The sequence below is a fragment of the Mycobacterium kyorinense genome (genome assembly GCF_002101735.1).
Lineage (GTDB): Bacteria > Actinomycetota > Actinomycetes > Mycobacteriales > Mycobacteriaceae > Mycobacterium > Mycobacterium kyorinense.
Genome location: NZ_LQPE01000004.1, coordinates 15,717 through 33,409, shown reverse-complemented (window position 1 = coordinate 33,409; position 17,693 = coordinate 15,717). Strand labels below are relative to the sequence as shown.

The window sequence follows — 17,693 nt, the reverse complement described above, 5'->3', positions numbered from 1 at the left end:
GGGTCGACCTCATAGCCACCCACCAGGGGTCAGCCCCAGTTGCGGATATTCGTTTGCGCTGCGCCGTGGTAATTCTCGTGCGCACCCACGGCGATACGACGCAGATCGGCCAACGCCTGGCGCATCTCGGCCGCCCCCTCAGACCAGCGCTGCTGCGCGCCGGCCTGCGCTTGTCCGCCCGAACCATCCCACGCCGTGCCCAACGACCGCTCCGTCGCCGTCAGGTGAGCCAGCTTGTCTTCCATCTGCTGCTCGAACTGCGACATCCGCTCCGCGGCCGCCAACAACGCCGCCGGATCCACCCGGAACGCACTCACGCCTACACCCCCGCCCCGTCGATGCCCGCGGCGCCCGCCTGATCGGTCTGCGCATAGCGCGACGCCGCATCGGCCAACAACGCCGACATCGTCGTCACCCCCCCCCAACACCTTCGACGCGCCCTCATGCCACTCGCGCCACACCGCGCCATACGACGACGACGCCTCACCGGTCCACGAACCGCCCAACAGTTTGCCGACCTCGTCGTCAATGGATCCCAGACCCGCGCGCAACTCCTGCGCCACCGCACCGAACTCCGCAGAGGCGTGCGTCAACAACTCCGGGGTCACCCGCAATTCCGACATCGCACCTCCCGTCAAACGAACGACCACAAAACGCTACCCCAGCCGCGGAACCCGAGGTGACAACAATTTCGCAAGTCAGCGCCAGGGTGGGCCACCGGCGTCGAATACGCCGACCACATCATATTTCCCCTGCCACAGTTGATCTGCATGCAGCGATCACCCGCCCGAGCCTCCGACCGTCAGTCCCAGCGCGGCGGCGAGTTCGGTCAACGCCGGCACCAGGTTCTCGGGCCGGGTGAGTACCTGGATTGCCACGTGGTCGGCGCCAGCCTCCAGATGTTCATCGAGGCGGGCGGCGATTGCGTCGGAGCTGCCGTAGGCCACCAGCGCGTCGATCAGCTTGTCGCTGCCGGGTTCGCGCACGTCGCTTTCGGTGAATCCGAGCCGGCGCCAGTTGTTCACGTAGTTGCCCAGGCCCAGGTAGAAGGCGACGCTCTTGCGCCCGATCCGGCGGGCCTCCGCAGGGTCGGTGCTCAGCACCACCTTGTGTTCGGGCGCCAGAAACACCGTGTTGCCGACCAACTCCCGGGCGTGTGCGGTGTGTTCGGGCGTGGTCAGATACGGGTGGGCACCGGCGCTGCGCTGGGCGGCCAGCCGCAACACCTTGGGGCCCAGCGCCGCGATCACGCGACGGCTGGTCGGCAGGGTCGCCGCGTCGAGTTCGTCGAGGTAGCTCACCAGCGCGTCGTACGGCTTTTGGTACTGCTGGGTGTGTTCGGGGTGACCGACGCCGATGCCCAGCAGAAACCGTCCCGGATAGGCCTTTTCGATGCGCTGGTACGACTCGGCGACGGCCGCGGCCGGCGACGACCAGATGTTGACGATCCCGGTGGCCAGCTGCAGCGAACTGGTCGCAGCCAGCGCCGGTTCCACCCACGACAGCTCGGCGTCGGGCGATCCGCCGATCCAGGCCGCGCCGTAGCCCAGCGATTCGATCTGCGCGGCCAGGTCGGGGGAGAGGGTGCGGGTGCCCAGCCATACGCCGTAGCGGCCCAGGTCGGGTTTGAGCGAAACGGCCTCGGTCATCTAGATCCTTCGGTCAGGCGGGGTTCAGTCCTAGCGCGCCGGACAGGTCGGCCAGCGCCGGCACCAGCTTGTCAGGTCGGGTCAGCACCTGCACGGCGACGTGGTCGGCTCCGGCGTCGAGGTGTTCGCCCAGCCGGACGGCGATCGCGTCCGGGGTGCCGTAGGCGACGAGGGCGTCGACCAGGCGGTCGCTGCCCGGGCGGGCGATGTCGTCGTCGGTGAAGCCCAGCCGCTTCCAGTTGTTGCGGTAGTTAGCCAGGTTGAAGTAGATATCGAGGGCCTTGCGGCCGACGGCCCGCGCCTCCTCGGCGTCGGTGGTCAGCACGACCTTGTGTTCGGGCGCCAGGAACGCCGACGGGCCGATCAGTTCTCGGGCTCGGGCGGTGTGCTCGGGGGTGGTCAGGTAGGGGTGCGCCCCGGCGGAGCGTTGTTCCGAGAGGCCCAGCACGCGCGGGCCCAGCGCCGCGACAACTCGGCGTTCGGCGGGCACGCCGAACTCGTCGAGCTGGTCCAGGTAGCGCACCAGCGCGTCGTAGGGCTTTTGGTACTCGCCGTGCGCTTCGGGGTGGCCCACGCCGATGCCCAGCAAGAAGCGGCCCGGGTAGGCCTTGTCGATGCGGTGAAACGACTCTGCCACCGGCTTGGCCGGCGCGGTCCAGATGTTCACGATCCCGGTGGCCACCTGCAGCGTCGTCGTCTGCTCCAGGATGGGCTCCACCCACTCCAGCTCGGCCGGCGGTGAGCCGCCCACCCAGACAGCGCCATAGCCGAGGGCCTCGATTTCCTTGGCCTGCTGCGGGGTGACACCGCGCCCGAACGATCCGAACCGGCCGAGGTTTGGCTTGCGTGCTGCTGCGTCAGTCATGGTGTGTGGAACCTGACGCCCGACGGCTGCTATTCCGCTGGTCAAGCATTTTGGCGCAGGGCGGCAATGCGGGTATCGTGGAGCAACGGTGCGTCATCCGCGCCGGCTTTTTGCGTGCCCTGTCCTAGGAATTTGCAAAATTTTCCTGACCTCGGCCCACGTTTTAAGTCGAGCGAATGCTGCGCCGGTTCGGGCGCATACCCCGACGAAAAACCCAAGACGAGGATCCCTGGAAGGTTATGGCCAAAAAGGACGGTGCCATCGAGGTCGAGGGCCGCGTGGTCGAGCCCCTGCCCAATGCGATGTTCCGCATTGAGCTGGAAAACGGCCACAAGGTGCTCGCCCACATCAGCGGCAAGATGCGGCAGCACTACATCCGCATCCTGCCCGAGGACCGGGTGGTGGTGGAGCTGTCGCCCTACGACCTGTCCCGGGGCCGCATCGTGTACCGGTACAAGTGACCAAACCCGAACCATCCGACCAGCGAGAAGACAGAACAGGATCGAAACAGCCGTGAAGGTGAACCCGAGCGTCAAGCCGATCTGCGACAAGTGCAGGGTCATCCGCCGGCATGGGCGGGTCATGGTGATCTGCTCCGATCCGCGGCACAAGCAAAGACAAGGCTAGTCAGGGCTTCCGCCCTCACAACTGAATGCAGACCTCCCAGCACCACTGAGCGGATAGGCCGCTCATCTACGGCCGGAACGGAGGCCGGGCCCCGGAGCAGTCAGCCGGGAACGGACTGGGATCAGAACCTCCGTCAAGAAGAGGAAAAGGGGCACGCCACCCATGGCACGTCTAGTGGGCGTTGACCTGCCGCGCGACAAGCGCATGGAGGTCGCGCTGACCTACATCTACGGCATCGGCCGTACCCGGTCGAACGAGATTCTGGCCGCCACCGGCATCGACCGGGATCAGCGCACCAAGGACCTCACCGATGACCAGCTGACCCGGCTGCGCGACTACATCGAAGGCAACCTGAAGGTGGAGGGTGATCTGCGCCGCGAGGTGCAGGCCGACATCCGCCGCAAAATCGAGATCGGCTGCTACCAGGGCCTGCGGCACCGTCGCGGCCTGCCGGTGCGTGGCCAGCGGACCAAGACCAACGCGCGCACCCGCAAGGGCCCCAAGCGCACCATCGCAGGCAAGAAGAAGGCCAGGTAACCGATGCCACCCGCAAAGAAGGCCGCCGCAGCGAAGAAGGGTCAAAAGACCCGGCGGCGGGAAAAGAAGAACGTCCCGCACGGCGCCGCCCACATCAAGAGCACGTTCAACAACACGATCGTGACCATCACCGACCCGCAGGGCAACGTGATCGCCTGGGCGTCCTCGGGCCACGTCGGCTTCAAGGGCTCGCGCAAGTCGACGCCGTTCGCCGCGCAGCTGGCCGCCGAGAACGCCGCCCGCAAGGCGCAAGAGCACGGCGTGCGCAAGGTCGACGTGTTCGTCAAGGGCCCCGGTTCGGGCCGGGAGACCGCCATCCGCTCCTTGCAGGCCGCGGGCCTGGAGGTCGGCGCGATCGCCGACGTCACCCCGCAGCCGCACAACGGTGTCCGTCCGCCCAAGCGTCGGCGCGTCTAGGAGATAACACATGGCTCGTTACACCGGACCCGTCACTCGCAAATCGCGTCGGTTGCGCACCGACCTGGTCGGCGGGGATCAAGCATTCGAGAAGCGCCCTTACCCGCCCGGTCAGCACGGCCGCGCGCGGATCAAGGAGAGCGAGTACCTGCTGCAGTTGCAGGAGAAGCAGAAGGCGCGCTTCACCTACGGCGTGATGGAAAAGCAGTTCCGCCGCTACTACGAGGAGGCGGTGCGCCGTCCCGGCAAGACCGGCGAGGAGCTGCTGCAGATCCTGGAGAGCCGGCTGGACAACGTGGTGTACCGCGCCGGGCTGGCGCGGACCCGCCGGATGGCCCGCCAGCTGGTCAGCCATGGCCACTTCCTGGTCAACGGCGTCAGCGTGAACATCCCGAGCTACCGGGTGTCGCAGTACGACATCATCGACGTGAAGGACAAGTCGCTGAACACGCTGCCGTTCCAGATCGCGCGCGAGACCGCGGGCGACCGGCCGATCCCCAGCTGGCTGCAGGTGGTCGGCGAGCGTCAGCGCATCCTGGTCCACCAATTGCCGGAGCGGGCTCAGATCGACATCCCGCTCACCGAGCAGCTGATCGTCGAGTTCTACTCGAAGTAGTACCCCCTGTATCGACCGATACAGGTCTGAACGGCATCAAATAGCGGGTGCCGAGAAGGAGAAGAAGAAACACCATGCTGATCTCACAGCGACCCACCCTGTCCGAAGAGACCATCAGCGAAAACCGTTCGCAGTTCGTCATCGAGCCGCTGGAGCCGGGCTTCGGCTACACGCTGGGCAACTCGCTGCGGCGCACGCTGCTGTCGTCGATCCCCGGCGCGGCGGTCACCAGCATCCGCATCGACGGAGTGCTGCACGAGTTCACCACCGTGCCCGGTGTCAAGGAAGACGTCACCGACATCATCTTGAACCTCAAGAGCCTGGTGGTGTCCTCCGAGGAAGACGAGCCGGTGACGATGTACCTGCGCAAGCAGGGCCCGGGTGAGGTCACCGCCGGAGACATCGTGCCGCCGGCCGGGGTCACCGTGCACAACCCCGACATGCACATCGCGACGCTGAACGACAAGGGCAAGCTCGAGGTGGAGCTCGTCGTCGAGCGTGGCCGCGGGTACGTGCCGGCCGTGCAGAACAAGGCGTCGGGCGCCGAAATCGGCCGTATTCCAGTCGATTCCATCTACTCGCCGGTGCTCAAGGTCACCTACAAGGTGGACGCCACCCGCGTCGAGCAGCGCACCGACTTCGACAAGCTGATCCTGGACGTCGAGACCAAGAACTCGATTACCCCGCGCGACGCGCTGGCGTCGGCCGGTAAGACGCTGGTCGAATTGTTCGGTCTGGCACGCGAACTCAACGTCGAGGCCGAAGGTATCGAGATCGGGCCGTCGCCCGCCGAGGCCGACCACATCGCGTCGTTCGCGCTGCCGATCGACGACCTGGATCTGACCGTGCGGTCCTACAACTGCCTCAAGCGCGAGGGCGTTCACACCGTCGGCGAGCTGGTGTCCCGCACCGAGTCCGACCTGCTGGACATCCGCAACTTCGGCCAGAAGTCGATCGACGAGGTCAAGGTCAAGCTGCACCAGTTGGGCCTGTCGCTCAAGGACAGCCCGGCGCACTTCGACCCGTCGGAGGTCGCGGGTTACGACGTGGCCACCGGCACCTGGTCCAACGACAGCGGCTACGACGACCAGGACTACGCCGAAACCGAACAGCTCTAACCTTTTGCACTAACCAAGGAGTCAGCAATGCCCAAGCCCACCAAGGGCCGTCGCCTCGGCGGGTCGTCGTCGCACCAGAAGGCGATCCTGGCCAACCTGGCCACGGCGCTGTTCGAGCACGGCCGGATCAAGACGACCGAGCCCAAGGCGCGGGCGTTGCGGCCGTACGCCGAGAAGCTGATCACCCACGCCAAAAAAGGCACGCTGCACAACCGGCGCGAGGTGCTCAAGAAGATCCGCGACAAGGACGTGGTGCACAACCTGTTCGCCGAGATCGGGCCGCACTTCGCCGACCGCGACGGCGGCTACACCCGCATCATCAAAGTCGAGGCGCGCAAGGGTGACAACGCGCCGATGGCGGTGATCGAACTGGTGCAGGAGAAGACGGTGACCTCGGAGGCCAACCGGGCCCGCCGGGCAGCCGCGTCGAAGGCCGCACCCGTGGCGGCGGCCGCCGCGCCGCAAGCTGCGGTCGAGCCGGAGGCGGCGGTGGGTCCTGAGGCCGAGGCCGAGGCCGAGGAACCGAAGGCTGACGCCGACGAGTCCTGACGACACTGTGGATGTGCCCGCCACCGACACCGGTGGCGGGCACGTTCGTCTCCGGTTCGACATCGCCTATGACGGGACGGATTTCGCGGGCTGGGCGGTGCAGGCGGGTCAGCGCACGGTGGCCGGCGTGCTCGACGAGGCGCTGTCGACGGTGTTCCGGACGCCGGTGCGGCTGCGTGCCGCCGGGCGTACCGACACCGGCGTGCACGCGACCGGACAGGTGGCCCATGCCGACATCCCGGTCGATGCGCTGCCCAATGTCTATCCGCGTGTACGACGTTCGGCCGAGCCGGAGTTCGTGCCGCTGGTGCGACGCCTGGGACGGCTGCTACCCGCCGATGTCCGGGTCCGCGATATCACCCGCGCCCCAGCGGGTTTCGATGCCCGATTCTCGGCCCTGCGCCGGCATTACGTTTACCGGCTGTCCACGGCGCCGTACGGGGTGGATCCGCAGCAGGCCCGGTTCGTGACGGCCTGGCCGCGCCCACTGGATCTGGACGCGATGGCTGTCGCGTCGCGAGACCTGTTGGGGCTGCACGACTTTGCTGCATTCTGCCGCCACCGCGACGGCGCCACCACGATTCGCGACCTGCAGCGGCTCGACTGGTCCCGCGACGGCGATCTGGTCACCGCCCACGTCAGCGCCGATGCGTTCTGCTGGTCGATGGTGCGGTCGCTGGTCGGGGCGCTGCTAGCGGTCGGCGAGCACCGGCGCACCGCCGACTGGTGCCGCGGCCTGCTCAGCGCGACGAGCCGGTCCAGTGACTTCGCCGCCGCACCGCCGCAGGGTTTGACGCTGACCGGCGTCGACTATCCGCCCGACAGCGAGCTGCAGGCCCGGACCCTGGTAACCCGCGACCTACGTTCGCGCGGCTGAAGTTCAGAGCTTGCCGGCGACGAAGTCGGCGGCTTGATTGACCATGCCGGCCTGGATGTAGGCGGGCGCCAGGTGCTGAGGCCAGTTGTTCTGCCAGGTCTTCGGATCCGCCGGGTTGCAAATCGGATCGTCGCCGTGACACAGCTCGATGGTCCGGTCGTTGTAGGTCGGGTTGAAGTTGGTGATCGGCCCCACCCATTGACTTCCGTTGCCGAATAGCGCGACCGCGGCGACGTGCTGATCCACCCCGGGCGGCAGCGGATTGTCGAACCCGAACATCGGGCCGGGCGCGGCGAGGACCACATCAGTGACGGCAGCGCCGAGCGAGTAGCCGCCGAGCACCAGCCGGGTGTCCGGGCAGTTGTTGGCCATGTACTGGACGTGACCGCTCATGTCGTTGGCGCCCTGCTGCACATCGGTGTTCGCGGCGTAGTTGACGGCATACAGACCGATGTTCTTGCTGGCCACCCTGGGGCGCAGCGCGCTGAGCAGCGCGTTGCCGATCTGCCCGGGCCCGGGCGGCTCCATCCGGCCGCGGGCGAATACCAGTTGGGCATCCGGGCAGGACGCCGCCGACGCGGCGGGTGCGGGGCCATTCACCAACGCCGCCGCGGCAAACAACGCAGCGAGCACCAGCGAACGTATCGAGCGGAGGTTCATAGCCCGATATTAGCCGGTCTAATTGATGTGTACGTCGGGTTGCGGCGGCGCCTGAGTCTGAGCCGCCAACAGCTTGGCCGCGATGAACGTCGCCGCCTGCGTGGTGTAGGTGGGCACGTAGCCGTCGGTGTGATCGCTCCACTCGTTACCGGGGCCGGCGTGGCAGATCGGGTCCCCGGGGTTGCACAGGTCGATGGCCTTGGAACCCAGCAATGCGCTCTGGGCGGAGATCGGGCTGCCCGACCGGTCGGCGATGTTGCCGAAGGTGGCAAGCGCGGTGATGTTGTCGGCGTATTCGGCGGGCAGCGGGCTTCCGAAGGTAACCCCGCCCACCGGCACCCCCGCCACGATGTCCATCACCGAGGCGCCCTGGGAGTATCCGCCGAGCACGATCTTGGTGTTCGGGCAGGCCTGCACGACGTCTTTGACCCGCTTGATGGTGTCGTTGGCGCCGTCGCCGCCGCCTAACTGCAACTTGCCCGCGGGATAGTTCACGCCGTAGGCGTCGATGTTCAGGCCGGTTTGCTGGCGCAGCGAGTCGACCAGGGCCTGGCCGACGCGTCCGACACCGGGCTTTTCGCTGGTCCCCCGGGCGAAGATCACCTCGACGTCCGGGCAGTCGACGGCAGAGGCTGACGGGACGCCGACCGGCAATGCGCTGGGGGCGACCAGCATGGCGCCGGCGGCCAGTACCGCGGCGCCCAGGCGGTTCCAGCGACGGGTGTGGTGGGAGAGCACGAGGAGATATTACCGGTAACCTGCGAAATCCTCATTTCCTGTGGATCGGCGGGCGCACGAGGGCCGGCCACCGGCTTATCGTGAGGTCGATTCCGGGGGAACCATGGCCACCACCCAGCTGCACCTCAGCGGGTATCGTTTTCTGCTACGCCGCATCGAATGCGCGCTGCTGGGCCGGGATGCTCCCGCCCAACCGATGCGGGCTTTGGCGGCCGGTGCTCTGGTGGCGGCAATCGTGGTTGCCGCCGGTGCGGTAATGGCCGTGCTGCGGCCGCAGGGGGTGTTGGGAAACGCGCCGATCGTGATGGGCCGGCAGTCCGGAGCGCTCTACGTCCGGGTCGGCGACACCTGGCATCCGGTGCTGAACCTGGCGTCGGCGCGACTGATCGCGGCGTCGACCAGCAATCCGCAGCCGGTGGCCGAATCCGAGCTGAGCCGCGTCAAGCACGGTCCGTTGATGGGAATCCCCGGTGCGCCCCAATTTCTGCCCGAGCCGCTGGGCGCCGACGAAACCAGCTGGGCTGTCTGTGACAGCGACGCCGGCACGATGGTCATCGCCGGGTCCCGGGACGCGTCGCATGAGCAGGGGCAGACCGTGCTGGTGACCGCAGATTCCGGTGCGACCTACCTGCTCTACGACGGACGTCGAGCAGTGGTCGACATCACCGAGCCCGCGGTGGTCCGTGCTCTGCGGTTGGACAATGCTGTGCCACACAAGGTTTCGCACGCCCTGCTGAATGCTATCCCGGAGGCGCCGCCGATCACCGCGCCGCGCATTCCCGGGGGTGGGCCGGGCCGGTTACCGGGATTCCCGATCGGCAGCGTGCTGCGCATCGCACGCGCCGACGGCGACGAGCACTACGTCGTGCTCCCGGGAGGGGTACAGCGCGTCGGGCAGGTTGCCGCAGACCTTGTGCGGCTCACCGACACTCGCGGCGCCCGCACCATCATCTCGGTGGCCCCCGACGTCATCCGCTCCGCTCCGACAGTGACCGATCTGCCGGTATCCACATTCCCCGAACGGGCTTCGGAGCCCCTGGATGTCGACCGCATGCCGCTCTGCGCGACGTGGTCACCCACGCCCGCGGGTGCCGCTGTGTCGATTGTCGCCGGGGCTCCTCCCATCCCGGCGGGCCAGCAGCCGGTGGCGCTGTCGCAAGCCGACGGCGCGGGTCCCGCCGTCGACGCCGTCGCCGTCCCGTCCGGTCGCAGTGCTTACGTCCGCGCCACTGGCTTGTCGGGCGACAACCCTGAGGCCGGCGCCCGCCAGTTGGTCACCGATACCGGGGTGCGGTTCGCCGTCCGCGACGACGACGCCGCGCGCGCTCTGGGTCTGCCTCAGACGGCCATTCCGGCGCCATGGCCGGTGCTGGCGACGCTGCCGGCGGGACCGGAACTGAGCAGGGCGCATGCGTTAGTCGCGCGGGACGCCATCGGTGCGCCGTAGCCGGGCCGTCACCCTGCCGGCAATCAGCGCCATCGCGAGCACCGCCAGGCAGATCGCCGCACCGGTGAATGCGGTGTTGCGGGAGCTGCGGTCGGGAGCCGCGGGTTGGGTTGGCGGCGCAACGGGCACCGGCCGGTCACGGGGCGGTGGATTCGCCGGCGCGTCGGTGCTGACGGCGGCGAGGACGTCGACGACGCCGTTGCCCACCAACGGATCCCGCCCGCGTGGCGGATGATGCGCGGTGGCCTCGATGCGTTGCATCACCTGCCGGGCGGACAGCGCCGGGAACCGGGAGCGGATCAGCGCGGCCAGCCCGCTCACCACCGGTGCGGCGTAACTGGTTCCCGACAGCGGGTCTGAATCAGGCTCTGCGCCAAGTGCATTCAGTATCCCATCGCCGGTCAGACTGAGCGAGATCACCGCCTCACCGGGCGCGGCCACGTCGACCCATGGGCCGGCGAGTGTGAACGCCGATGATTCGCCGTGCGGGTTTACCGATCCGACCGTCAGCACGTAGTCGTCGTACCACGCCGGGCTGACGGCGACGGTGGCGGTGTCCCAGGTGGTTTCGGGTTGCTGCGCCGGGCACTGCGCCGGGCCGCCGGTGTTGCCGGCGGCCGCGATCACGACCGCATCCTTGGTGTCGACGGCATAGGCCAGCGCTGCGCCCAAGGCGCGGTCGTCGAGCCCGGAATCTACCGGGACACAGGCGACCGAGGAGACGTTGATCACCGAAGCACCGAGATCGGCTGCGGTCCGGACCGCTTTGGCCAACGTGTCCACATCGCCAAATCCGGTGTTCGACGGATCCGCGGCCGCGCCGAATTTGGTGCTGGATTGCCGGATGCTGATCAACGTGACGTCGGGTGCGATGCCACTGAAACCGTCCTGCTCGGGATCCGGTGCCGCGGCGATGATTCCGGCAACCGCGGTGCCGTGGCCGTCGCAGTCCTGCGTGCCGTCGCCGGTGAACACATAGTCCCCGCCGGCCACGGTGTTGGGTAGCCGTGGATGCGGCGCCACGCCGGTGTCGATGACCGCGACCCGTTGACCAGAGCCGCGGCTGAGTCGCCACACCTGCGGAAGGTCAATGCCGGCGAGCTGGGTTGGCTTGTCGTCGTGGACAGGCGAGGACGGCTCCTCGCACACCTCGCGCTGCACGGTCGGTGTGGGAGGGGCCGGCGATGCGGGTGCCGGCAGCCGACTGCGGTCGATCGGTGGCGGTGTGACCGCGTGCGCGGGCAGCGCGGCCCACAGTGCGAACGCAACGGTCGCGACGCAGCTCGCCGCTCGCGGCACCCGCCCGGTCATCGCAGGTTGAGGCCCCGGGCTGCGCCGTAGAGTCCGCAGATCCAGCACGCCAGCGGGACCAGGGCCGCCAGCGCGAGACGTTCCAGCATCCCGAGGCCCCGCTGTGCGATAGGGGAAAGTCGCACAGTGGGAACGACGAAAGTCGCGGCGCTCAGCATGGCCGTCGTCGCCGCCAGCCACAGGATGGAGGGCCGGAAGGAGGCGGTGGCGCCCATGAAGGCTGCGCTGAGTGCGGCCGTGCCGTTCACCACCAGCGTCACGCCTTTCGGCATGTCGCGGTGTGAGCGTGCTTGCGACAGCAGCACCGCGCCGGTCAGAGTGGCGAATACGACACCGATACCCCGGCCGCCGCTGGGCCACATCGCGACCGCTGCGGCGCCGAATGCCGCCGTGGTGGAGAACGTGCCGATCAGCCCGGTCAGCCAGATATTGGCCCGGATCGCCTTGGCGGGCAGCGTGTCTGTGGGCATATTGTCGGCCAACCGGGGTGATAACCCGGCCAACACGATCGAGAGCGGTGGCGAAGCAGCGATCAGCGCCAGCGACACCACGACGCAGATCGCACCGATCGCCGGTAGCGGCACGGTCGTCAGGGTGGCCGCGAGCGCGGCGACCGCTGAAGCCAGCGCGAAACCGACCACCGCGATGAATAGTGCTGTGTCGCCGCCCGTTAGGCTTAGCACACTTACCGCGATGACAGCGGCCGTCGTCGCAGCGAGCAATGCGTTGGGGGCGGCAGGACCGCCGGGGACCGCCAGCAGGCCAGCGACCGCGGCGAATCCGATTGCCAGTAACCCCAGCGCCCGCGTGGCGAAACTGTCACGGAATCCACGGTCTGCCACTGTGGCTGCGACAAGTGCGAAACCACCGGCCGCGGCTGCAATCGCGGCACCGGCATGCCGGTCCGCGTTGGCACACAACGATTGCCGTGTCAGAAGCATTGCGCCGAGGCTCGCCAGCCAGAGCGCCGAGAGACCGCCGGTGACCCGGGCTGCGTGCCGGGTCCACGGATGAGCCGCTGTGGCGAGTGAGGCGGCCACGGCGTCGGCGGCGTCGTCGAACTGTGGCGCCGGGATATCGACGGACGAGCGGGTGAGAATCAGCGTTGCGCCGTCGCGAATTCCCTGTTGCGCCAATGTCGTCGACCCGTCCATGGCGATCTGCCCGGGACACGACAGCTGGTAGCACGTCGGCCCGTCGCGGTGGGTGTGCCCGGCGGGCAGGATGTCCACGATCGACGGGATCAGGGTTGCGATCGGCACGGCGGTCGGCAGCGCCAGGTCGACCCGGATCTCGTCGGCGTGAATCGACACTCGGCGCAGATCTGCTTCCTGCACGTGGGCACGCTAACCGGCGCCGGCAGTGCCGCGCAGACGTCGATCCACAGCTGACTTGCGCGCGATCACGGAGGTGCTTAGCGTGCAATCGCGATCGGCGGGGGAGGCCGGCATGGACAGCGGTTCCGCGACTACGGGTTTCAGGCCCGCGCCACGGCTGCCGCCGCCGGTGGTCGACACCGCTGACATCGCGGTGGCCGCGCCGCCGCCGATTCCCCAGGCGGGGCAGTCCGGTGTGGTGAGTCGGCTATTGCCGGTCGCGATGGCCGGTGCCACCGTTGTGATGATGGCGGTGGCCTTCTACGCACGATCCGGAATCGCGCGCAGTCCGGTGTTCGTGGTGTTCCCGCTGATGATGTTGATCTCGGCGGTGGTGTCCGCGATCGCCGGCCGCGACCGCTGGCGTGCCGACATCGACGGCGACCGGACGGACTATCTCGACTATCTCGGTGGCCTGCGCAGCACTGTGGTGAAAACCGCTGCCGCACAACGTGTGTCGCTGAGCTGGCAGCACCCAGAACCCGATGCGCTATGGACACTGGTCGGCGGCGAGCGGATGTGGGAGCGGCGAGCGACCGACCCCGACTTCTGTTGCGTGCGGATCGGCACCGGCCAGCAGCCTCTCGCCACCCGGCTCGTGCCGCCGCAGCTGCCCGCGGAGAACCGCTCGGATCCGGTCACCATCTCGGCATTGCGGCGCTTCCTGCAGGCGCAGCAGACAATCCGGGACGTGCCGGTCGCGCTTGACTTGCGCACGCTGGGCGCCATGACGGTCGCAGGCGACGAAACCTGTGCACGGGGATTGCTGCGTGCGATGATCTGCCAGCTCGCCGTCATGCACAGTCCGGCTCGGCTGATGCTCGTCGGCGCGATCGACGACCGCGAACGAGCGCACTGGGACTGGCTGAAATGGCTGCCGCACAACCAGCATCCGAAAACCGCCGACGACGTCGGCTCGGCCCGGATGGTGTATCCGACGCTGCGTGCGGCCGAGAAGGCGATCGCGGAGCTACAACTTGAACATGCGCCGCAGGTGGTGGTCGTCGTCGACAGCGGTGGGGTTGTCGGGTTGACGGTGGTCGATGCCGCCCGCAATGTCGCGGCAGGCGCGCGGCTTCGGGTTGGTGCCGAACAGCTGACCATCGACGACGACGTGGTGGTCCGTCCGGACCGCATGGATCAGGCCGCGGCGCTGGCGTGCGCGCAGCGGATGGCCGCCTACCGCGCCGCCGACGCGTCGCGTGGCGACACGCCGCCCTGGCAGCAACTGCTGGGCATCGACGACATGGCGACGTTCACGCCGACCACGTTGTGGCACAGCCAATCTCGACGCGGTCGGCTCCGGGTTCCGATCGGCACGACCACCGACAGCGTCCCGGTGGAGCTCGACATCAAGGAGGCCGCCGAGAACGGCATGGGCCCGCACGGTCTGTGCGTCGGTGCCACCGGGTCGGGTAAGTCCGAGCTGCTACGCAGCATCGCGTTGGGCATGATGGTGCGGCACTCACCCGAAGTGCTCAACCTGGTGCTGGTGGACTTCAAGGGCGGCGCAACCTTTCTCGGGCTTGAACAGTGTCCCCACGTCGCAGCGGTCATCACCAACCTGTCCGATGAGGCGCCGCTGGTCGCCCGTATGCGCGAGGCGTTGACCGGCGAGATGAATCGCCGCCAGGAATTGCTCAGGGCGGCAGGCAACCTCGACAACATCACCGCCTACCAGCAAGCGCGGCACTCCGGCGTTTCGCTGCCCACGCTGTTCATCATCGTCGACGAGTTCTCCGAACTGCTCAGTCAGCATCCGGATTTCGCCGAGGTGTTTGCCGCGATCGGACGGCTCGGCCGGTCACTGGGCATGCATCTGTTGCTGGCCAGCCAGCGCCTGGACGAGGGCAGGCTGCGTGGGCTGGAGTCCCACCTGTCCTACCGGATATGCCTGAAAACACTGTCCGCCACCGAGTCGCGCATCGTGTTGGGGAGCTCAGACGCCTACGACCTGCCCAATACGCCGGGAGCGGGCTACCTTCGCGCGGGGACGGCCGAGCCGATTCGTTTCCACGGAACATACGTCTCCGAACCATGCGGGCTAACCGCCCGACGCGCACCGCGCCGCAGTGAGTCGGCGCTGGTTCGGCGGTTCAGCGTGGCGCCGGTGGGCCGGATCACCTTGTCGGCCAAGGGGAGCGATATAAGCGACCAGCGCACGGTCCTGCAGACTGTGGTGGACCGGCTATCGGGTCTCGGCCCGCGCGCCCATGAGGTGTGGCTGCCGCCACTCGGCGCCTCTCCGGCACTCGACAGCGTGCTGCGCGGCTTCGATACCGCTGGTCACTTGACCGTCCCTATCGGCATCGTCGATCGCCCGTTCGAGCAGCGCCGCACACCGCTGACCGTCGAGTTGGCCGGATCCGCGGGCAATGTGGGGGTGATCGGCGCGCCGCGGTCGGGCAAATCGACCGCCTTACGCACGTTGATCACCGCCCTCGCAGCCACCCATGATCCAAGCCAGGTGCAGTTCTATTGCCTGGACTTCGGCGGTGGCACGCTGACGTCGCTGCGGTGCTTGCCGCACGTCGGGTCGGTGGCCGGCAGAGCCGAACCCGATCTGGTTGGTCGCACGATCGCCGAGCTGGAGTCGCTCCTGACGGCGCGGGAGACCGGCTGCCGCGACCGCTTCGGTGATGACGTGTTCCTGGTGGTCGACGGCTGGGCCGCCCTGCCCACCGACCATCAGGAACAGATCACTGCCCTTGCCGCCCAGGGACTTTCGTTCGGCGTCCACGTGGCGGTGTCGGCTTCGCGGTGGGCCGAACTGCGCCCGGCGCTGAGGGATCAGATCGGCACCCGCATCGAGTTGCGGCTCGGCGATCCCGCCGATTCCGAATTGGACCGCCGGCGGGCACAGCAGGTCCCCGAGGGCAGGCCGGGGCGGGGACTGTCCCGCGACGGGCAGCACATGGTGATCGCGCTGCCCCGGGCGAAGATATGCCGTCACGGCACAACGACCGCACCCCCGATTCCCCTGCTGCCCACCCGCGTCGACCTGGCAGACCACGAGCTGAGCGACCGGATCGTGCTGGGGCTGGAAGAACGCCAACTCGCCCCGGCCACCGTCGATTTCGGCAGGGACACCCACCTACTGATCCTCGGCGACATCGAATGCGGGAAGACGGCGACGATACGCACCCTCTGCCGCGAAATCATGCGGACCGCGACGCCGTCACAGGCGCGGTTGTTCATCATCGACTTCCGGCGCACGCTGCTCGGGGTCGTCGAGCCCGACCATCTCGGTGGCTATGCCGCGTCCGCTGCCGCGCTCGGCGCGTTGCTGCCCGCACTGCTCGACATGCTGAGCCGCCGTCTGCCACCCCCGGACATCACCCAGACGCAGCTGCGCGAAAGATCCTGGTGGTCGGGGCCGGACATCTATGTCGTGGTCGACGACTACGACATGGTCGCGGGCGGCGTCAACCCGCTGACACGGGTCGTCGAATACCTGCCCCACGCCAGGGATCTCGGCTTGCATCTGATAGTGGCCCGGCGAAGCGGCGGCGCGGCCCGCGCCCTGTTCGACCCGCTGCTGGCCGAGTTGCGCGATTCCGGCTGCATGGCGCTGATGATGAGCGCAAACCCGGAGGACGGCCCGCTGATCGGGTCGGTCCGCCCGGCTCCGCTGCCGCCGGGTCGCGGCACGCTGATCACTCGCGGCGGCGGCCGCCAATCGGTGCAGGTAGCCTGGAGCCCGCCGCCGTGAGCGCGTGCGTGATCGAGGCCGGGCCGGGCTCGATACGCCAATTATGTTGCGGCAGAACAGCAGACAGCGACGCGGATGCTGCCCTGGACGGCATCGACGACCCGGTCGTGTTGGTCGACGACCGCCCCGTCGCCGTGGAGTCGCTGTGGCGTGCGGTCCTGCAGTCGCTACTCTGCGAGCGCCCGGGCCGGCTCATTCTCATCCACCCGTCATGGTGGACGCAGGCGCGGATAGCGACCGTCGCCACTGCGGCGCAGGCTCTGGCCGACGATGTCGAGCTGCGACCGCGGGCATGGTTGCTGGCCCGGAGTTCGCCAGCGCCAACGGTTGTCGTCGAAATCGCGCAGCGATTGGTGGTGGTCACCGGCGCTGTGGTGAAGGCCGAACCGCGCCGCGGAGAACCGGAGCAGGTGGCCGAAGCCGTCGCACACGTCATCGCCCGCATGACCGAACACGCTGCGACGGTGGCGATCGACGCGCCCGACTCGGTGCCCGGAGCGCACGTCGTCGCGACGATGATCGCCGAGCGACTGCCCGACCGCCTGGCCGTGGCCCAGATCGACGACGCACGATTGCATTGGCTCGCGGCGTCCACCGTTCCGGGCGACCAACAAGCAATCGCCGTCGTTCGGGGCCGCCGTCGCTATGGGGGATTCATCCTGGTGGTCCCGTTGATCGCGGCGGCGCTGGGGCTGATCGCATACAGCCATCACGAGACGCCGGAGCCGGGGAACATGCCGACGACGTTTCTGGTCGAAGGCCGGGTCGCGGTGCAGGTGCCGGCGGGCTGGACCACGCAGCGGGTGATCGCCGGGCCGGGTTCGGCGCGGGTCCAAATCACGTCGCCGTCGGATCCGCAGCTGGCGCTTCATGTGACGCAATCGCCCGTCGGCGCAGAGACTTTGGTTGACGCCGCGGAGTCGCTGAAGAACGCTATCGATGCCGAGCCGTCCGGCGTCTTCGTCGACTTCAACCCGTCCGGACTCAGCGCCGGGCGCCCGGCCGTGACCTACCGCGAGGTGCGCGCCGAACACGACATCCGGTGGAGCGTGGTGCTCGACGGGGCGATCCGGATCGCCATTGGATGCCAGAACCGCCGTGGCGACGAGGACGCCATTCGCGAGGTCTGCGAGTTGGCGGTGCGGTCGGCCCGGGCGCTGCGTTGATGGGAACCGGACGCGGCCTGGCGCAGTC

The 17,693-nt window shown here is 68.2% G+C and carries 18 protein-coding genes; 11 read left to right on the top strand and 7 right to left on the bottom strand.

The annotated features are described in order from the left end of the window. Positions 1 to 29: 29 nt before the first annotated feature. The 3 genes from AWC14_RS00800 to AWC14_RS00790 all read right to left on the bottom strand — a co-directional run bounded on the left by AWC14_RS00800 (position 30) and on the right by AWC14_RS00790 (position 2,514). On the bottom strand, positions 30 to 623 hold the full coding sequence (locus AWC14_RS00800; protein ID WP_085240915.1) for a WXG100 family type VII secretion target: 594 nt from the start codon (positions 621 to 623) through the stop codon (positions 30 to 32). 156 nt (positions 624 to 779) lie between these two features. Further along, positions 780 to 1,649 carry an LLM class F420-dependent oxidoreductase gene (locus tag AWC14_RS00795; protein WP_045384543.1) on the bottom strand — a complete coding sequence of 290 codons (870 nt, stop codon included), beginning with the start codon at positions 1,647 to 1,649 and terminating at the stop codon, positions 780 to 782. A gap of 13 nt (positions 1,650 to 1,662) precedes the next feature. Further along, positions 1,663 to 2,514 carry an LLM class F420-dependent oxidoreductase gene (locus AWC14_RS00790; protein WP_045384539.1) on the bottom strand — a complete coding sequence of 284 codons (852 nt, stop codon included), beginning with the start codon at positions 2,512 to 2,514 and terminating at the stop codon, positions 1,663 to 1,665. Positions 2,515 to 2,753: 239 nt separating this feature from the next. Between AWC14_RS00790 and infA the strand changes: the two genes are divergently transcribed. From infA to truA, 8 genes are all read left to right on the top strand, one after another. Next, complete coding sequence (gene infA, locus AWC14_RS00785) at positions 2,754 to 2,975, top strand: translation initiation factor IF-1 (RefSeq protein WP_003418601.1); 222 nt, start codon at positions 2,754 to 2,756, stop codon at positions 2,973 to 2,975. A 52-nt stretch (positions 2,976 to 3,027) separates the two neighbouring features. Then, positions 3,028 to 3,141: a 50S ribosomal protein L36 gene (rpmJ, locus tag AWC14_RS00780; protein WP_003879483.1), complete on the top strand. Its 114-nt coding sequence runs from the start codon at positions 3,028 to 3,030 to the stop codon at positions 3,139 to 3,141. 162 nt (positions 3,142 to 3,303) lie between these two features. Beyond that, a complete protein-coding gene (gene rpsM / locus AWC14_RS00775; protein ID WP_045384535.1) occupies positions 3,304 to 3,678 on the top strand; it encodes a 30S ribosomal protein S13 in 375 nt (124 codons plus the stop codon). A 3-nt stretch (positions 3,679 to 3,681) separates the two neighbouring features. Further along, complete coding sequence (gene rpsK, locus AWC14_RS00770) at positions 3,682 to 4,095, top strand: 30S ribosomal protein S11 (protein WP_045384533.1); 414 nt, start codon at positions 3,682 to 3,684, stop codon at positions 4,093 to 4,095. A 10-nt stretch (positions 4,096 to 4,105) separates the two neighbouring features. Beyond that, positions 4,106 to 4,711, top strand: a complete 606-nt coding sequence (gene rpsD / locus AWC14_RS00765; RefSeq protein ID WP_045384531.1) for a 30S ribosomal protein S4 — start codon at positions 4,106 to 4,108, stop codon at positions 4,709 to 4,711. Between the two features lie 74 nt (positions 4,712 to 4,785). Beyond that, positions 4,786 to 5,829 (top strand): DNA-directed RNA polymerase subunit alpha, encoded by a 1,044-nt coding sequence (locus tag AWC14_RS00760; RefSeq protein WP_045384529.1) that lies wholly within the window; start codon positions 4,786 to 4,788, stop codon positions 5,827 to 5,829. Positions 5,830 to 5,856: 27 nt separating this feature from the next. Next, on the top strand, positions 5,857 to 6,378 hold the full coding sequence (rplQ, locus tag AWC14_RS00755) for a 50S ribosomal protein L17 (protein WP_045384527.1): 522 nt from the start codon (positions 5,857 to 5,859) through the stop codon (positions 6,376 to 6,378). A 7-nt stretch (positions 6,379 to 6,385) separates the two neighbouring features. Then, the gene (gene truA / locus AWC14_RS00750) at positions 6,386 to 7,255 is read left to right on the top strand and encodes a tRNA pseudouridine(38-40) synthase TruA (RefSeq protein ID WP_045384525.1); all 870 of its coding nucleotides are present in this window, start codon (positions 6,386 to 6,388) and stop codon (positions 7,253 to 7,255) included. Positions 7,256 to 7,258: 3 nt separating this feature from the next. Here truA and AWC14_RS00745 read toward each other — a convergent pair whose 3' ends face one another. Together AWC14_RS00745 and AWC14_RS00740 are read right to left on the bottom strand one after the other, a co-directional pair. Further along, a complete protein-coding gene (locus tag AWC14_RS00745; RefSeq protein WP_045384523.1) occupies positions 7,259 to 7,915 on the bottom strand; it encodes a cutinase family protein in 657 nt (218 codons plus the stop codon). An 18-nt stretch (positions 7,916 to 7,933) separates the two neighbouring features. Next, complete coding sequence (locus AWC14_RS00740; RefSeq protein ID WP_052425692.1) at positions 7,934 to 8,590, bottom strand: cutinase family protein; 657 nt, start codon at positions 8,588 to 8,590, stop codon at positions 7,934 to 7,936. A gap of 166 nt (positions 8,591 to 8,756) precedes the next feature. Between AWC14_RS00740 and eccB the strand changes: the two genes are divergently transcribed. Continuing rightward, complete coding sequence (gene eccB / locus AWC14_RS00735; protein WP_045384521.1) at positions 8,757 to 10,100, top strand: type VII secretion protein EccB; 1,344 nt, start codon at positions 8,757 to 8,759, stop codon at positions 10,098 to 10,100. Here eccB and mycP read toward each other — a convergent pair. After that, entirely contained in the window at positions 10,068 to 11,411 is a 1,344-nt protein-coding gene (gene mycP / locus AWC14_RS00730; RefSeq protein ID WP_045384518.1) for a type VII secretion-associated serine protease mycosin, read from the bottom strand. The two genes, eccB and mycP, sit on opposite strands and share 33 nt — an antisense overlap. Beyond that, positions 11,408 to 12,748 (bottom strand): type VII secretion integral membrane protein EccD, encoded by a 1,341-nt coding sequence (gene eccD / locus AWC14_RS00725; RefSeq protein WP_045384516.1) that lies wholly within the window; start codon positions 12,746 to 12,748, stop codon positions 11,408 to 11,410. Before eccD ends, mycP begins: the two co-directional genes overlap by 4 nt. A 112-nt stretch (positions 12,749 to 12,860) precedes the next feature. Between eccD and eccCa the strand changes: the two genes are divergently transcribed. Then, positions 12,861 to 16,499 carry a type VII secretion protein EccCa gene (eccCa, locus tag AWC14_RS00720; protein ID WP_081968338.1) on the top strand — a complete coding sequence of 1,213 codons (3,639 nt, stop codon included), beginning with the start codon at positions 12,861 to 12,863 and terminating at the stop codon, positions 16,497 to 16,499. Continuing rightward, a complete protein-coding gene (locus AWC14_RS00715; RefSeq protein WP_052425690.1) occupies positions 16,496 to 17,665 on the top strand; it encodes a type VII secretion-associated protein in 1,170 nt (389 codons plus the stop codon). Before eccCa ends, AWC14_RS00715 begins: the two co-directional genes overlap by 4 nt. The last annotated feature ends 28 nt before the right edge of the window (positions 17,666 to 17,693 follow it).

Coding starts and splice junctions, on each gene's coding strand:
- AWC14_RS00800 (WP_085240915.1), bottom strand. CDS start 623: ATGTCGGAATTGCGGGTGACCCCGGAGTTGTTGACGCACGCCTCTGCG.
- AWC14_RS00795 (WP_045384543.1), bottom strand. CDS start 1,649: ATGACCGAGGCCGTTTCGCTCAAACCCGACCTGGGCCGCTACGGCGTA.
- AWC14_RS00790 (WP_045384539.1), bottom strand. CDS start 2,514: ATGACTGACGCAGCAGCACGCAAGCCAAACCTCGGCCGGTTCGGATCG.
- infA (WP_003418601.1), top strand. CDS start 2,754: ATGGCCAAAAAGGACGGTGCCATCGAGGTCGAGGGCCGCGTGGTCGAG.
- rpsM (WP_045384535.1), top strand. CDS start 3,304: ATGGCACGTCTAGTGGGCGTTGACCTGCCGCGCGACAAGCGCATGGAG.
- rpsK (WP_045384533.1), top strand. CDS start 3,682: ATGCCACCCGCAAAGAAGGCCGCCGCAGCGAAGAAGGGTCAAAAGACC.
- rpsD (WP_045384531.1), top strand. CDS start 4,106: ATGGCTCGTTACACCGGACCCGTCACTCGCAAATCGCGTCGGTTGCGC.
- AWC14_RS00760 (WP_045384529.1), top strand. CDS start 4,786: ATGCTGATCTCACAGCGACCCACCCTGTCCGAAGAGACCATCAGCGAA.
- rplQ (WP_045384527.1), top strand. CDS start 5,857: ATGCCCAAGCCCACCAAGGGCCGTCGCCTCGGCGGGTCGTCGTCGCAC.
- AWC14_RS00745 (WP_045384523.1), bottom strand. CDS start 7,915: ATGAACCTCCGCTCGATACGTTCGCTGGTGCTCGCTGCGTTGTTTGCC.
- AWC14_RS00740 (WP_052425692.1), bottom strand. CDS start 8,590: ATGCTGGTCGCCCCCAGCGCATTGCCGGTCGGCGTCCCGTCAGCCTCT.
- eccB (WP_045384521.1), top strand. CDS start 8,757: ATGGCCACCACCCAGCTGCACCTCAGCGGGTATCGTTTTCTGCTACGC.
- mycP (WP_045384518.1), bottom strand. CDS start 11,411: ATGACCGGGCGGGTGCCGCGAGCGGCGAGCTGCGTCGCGACCGTTGCG.
- eccCa (WP_081968338.1), top strand. CDS start 12,861: ATGGACAGCGGTTCCGCGACTACGGGTTTCAGGCCCGCGCCACGGCTG.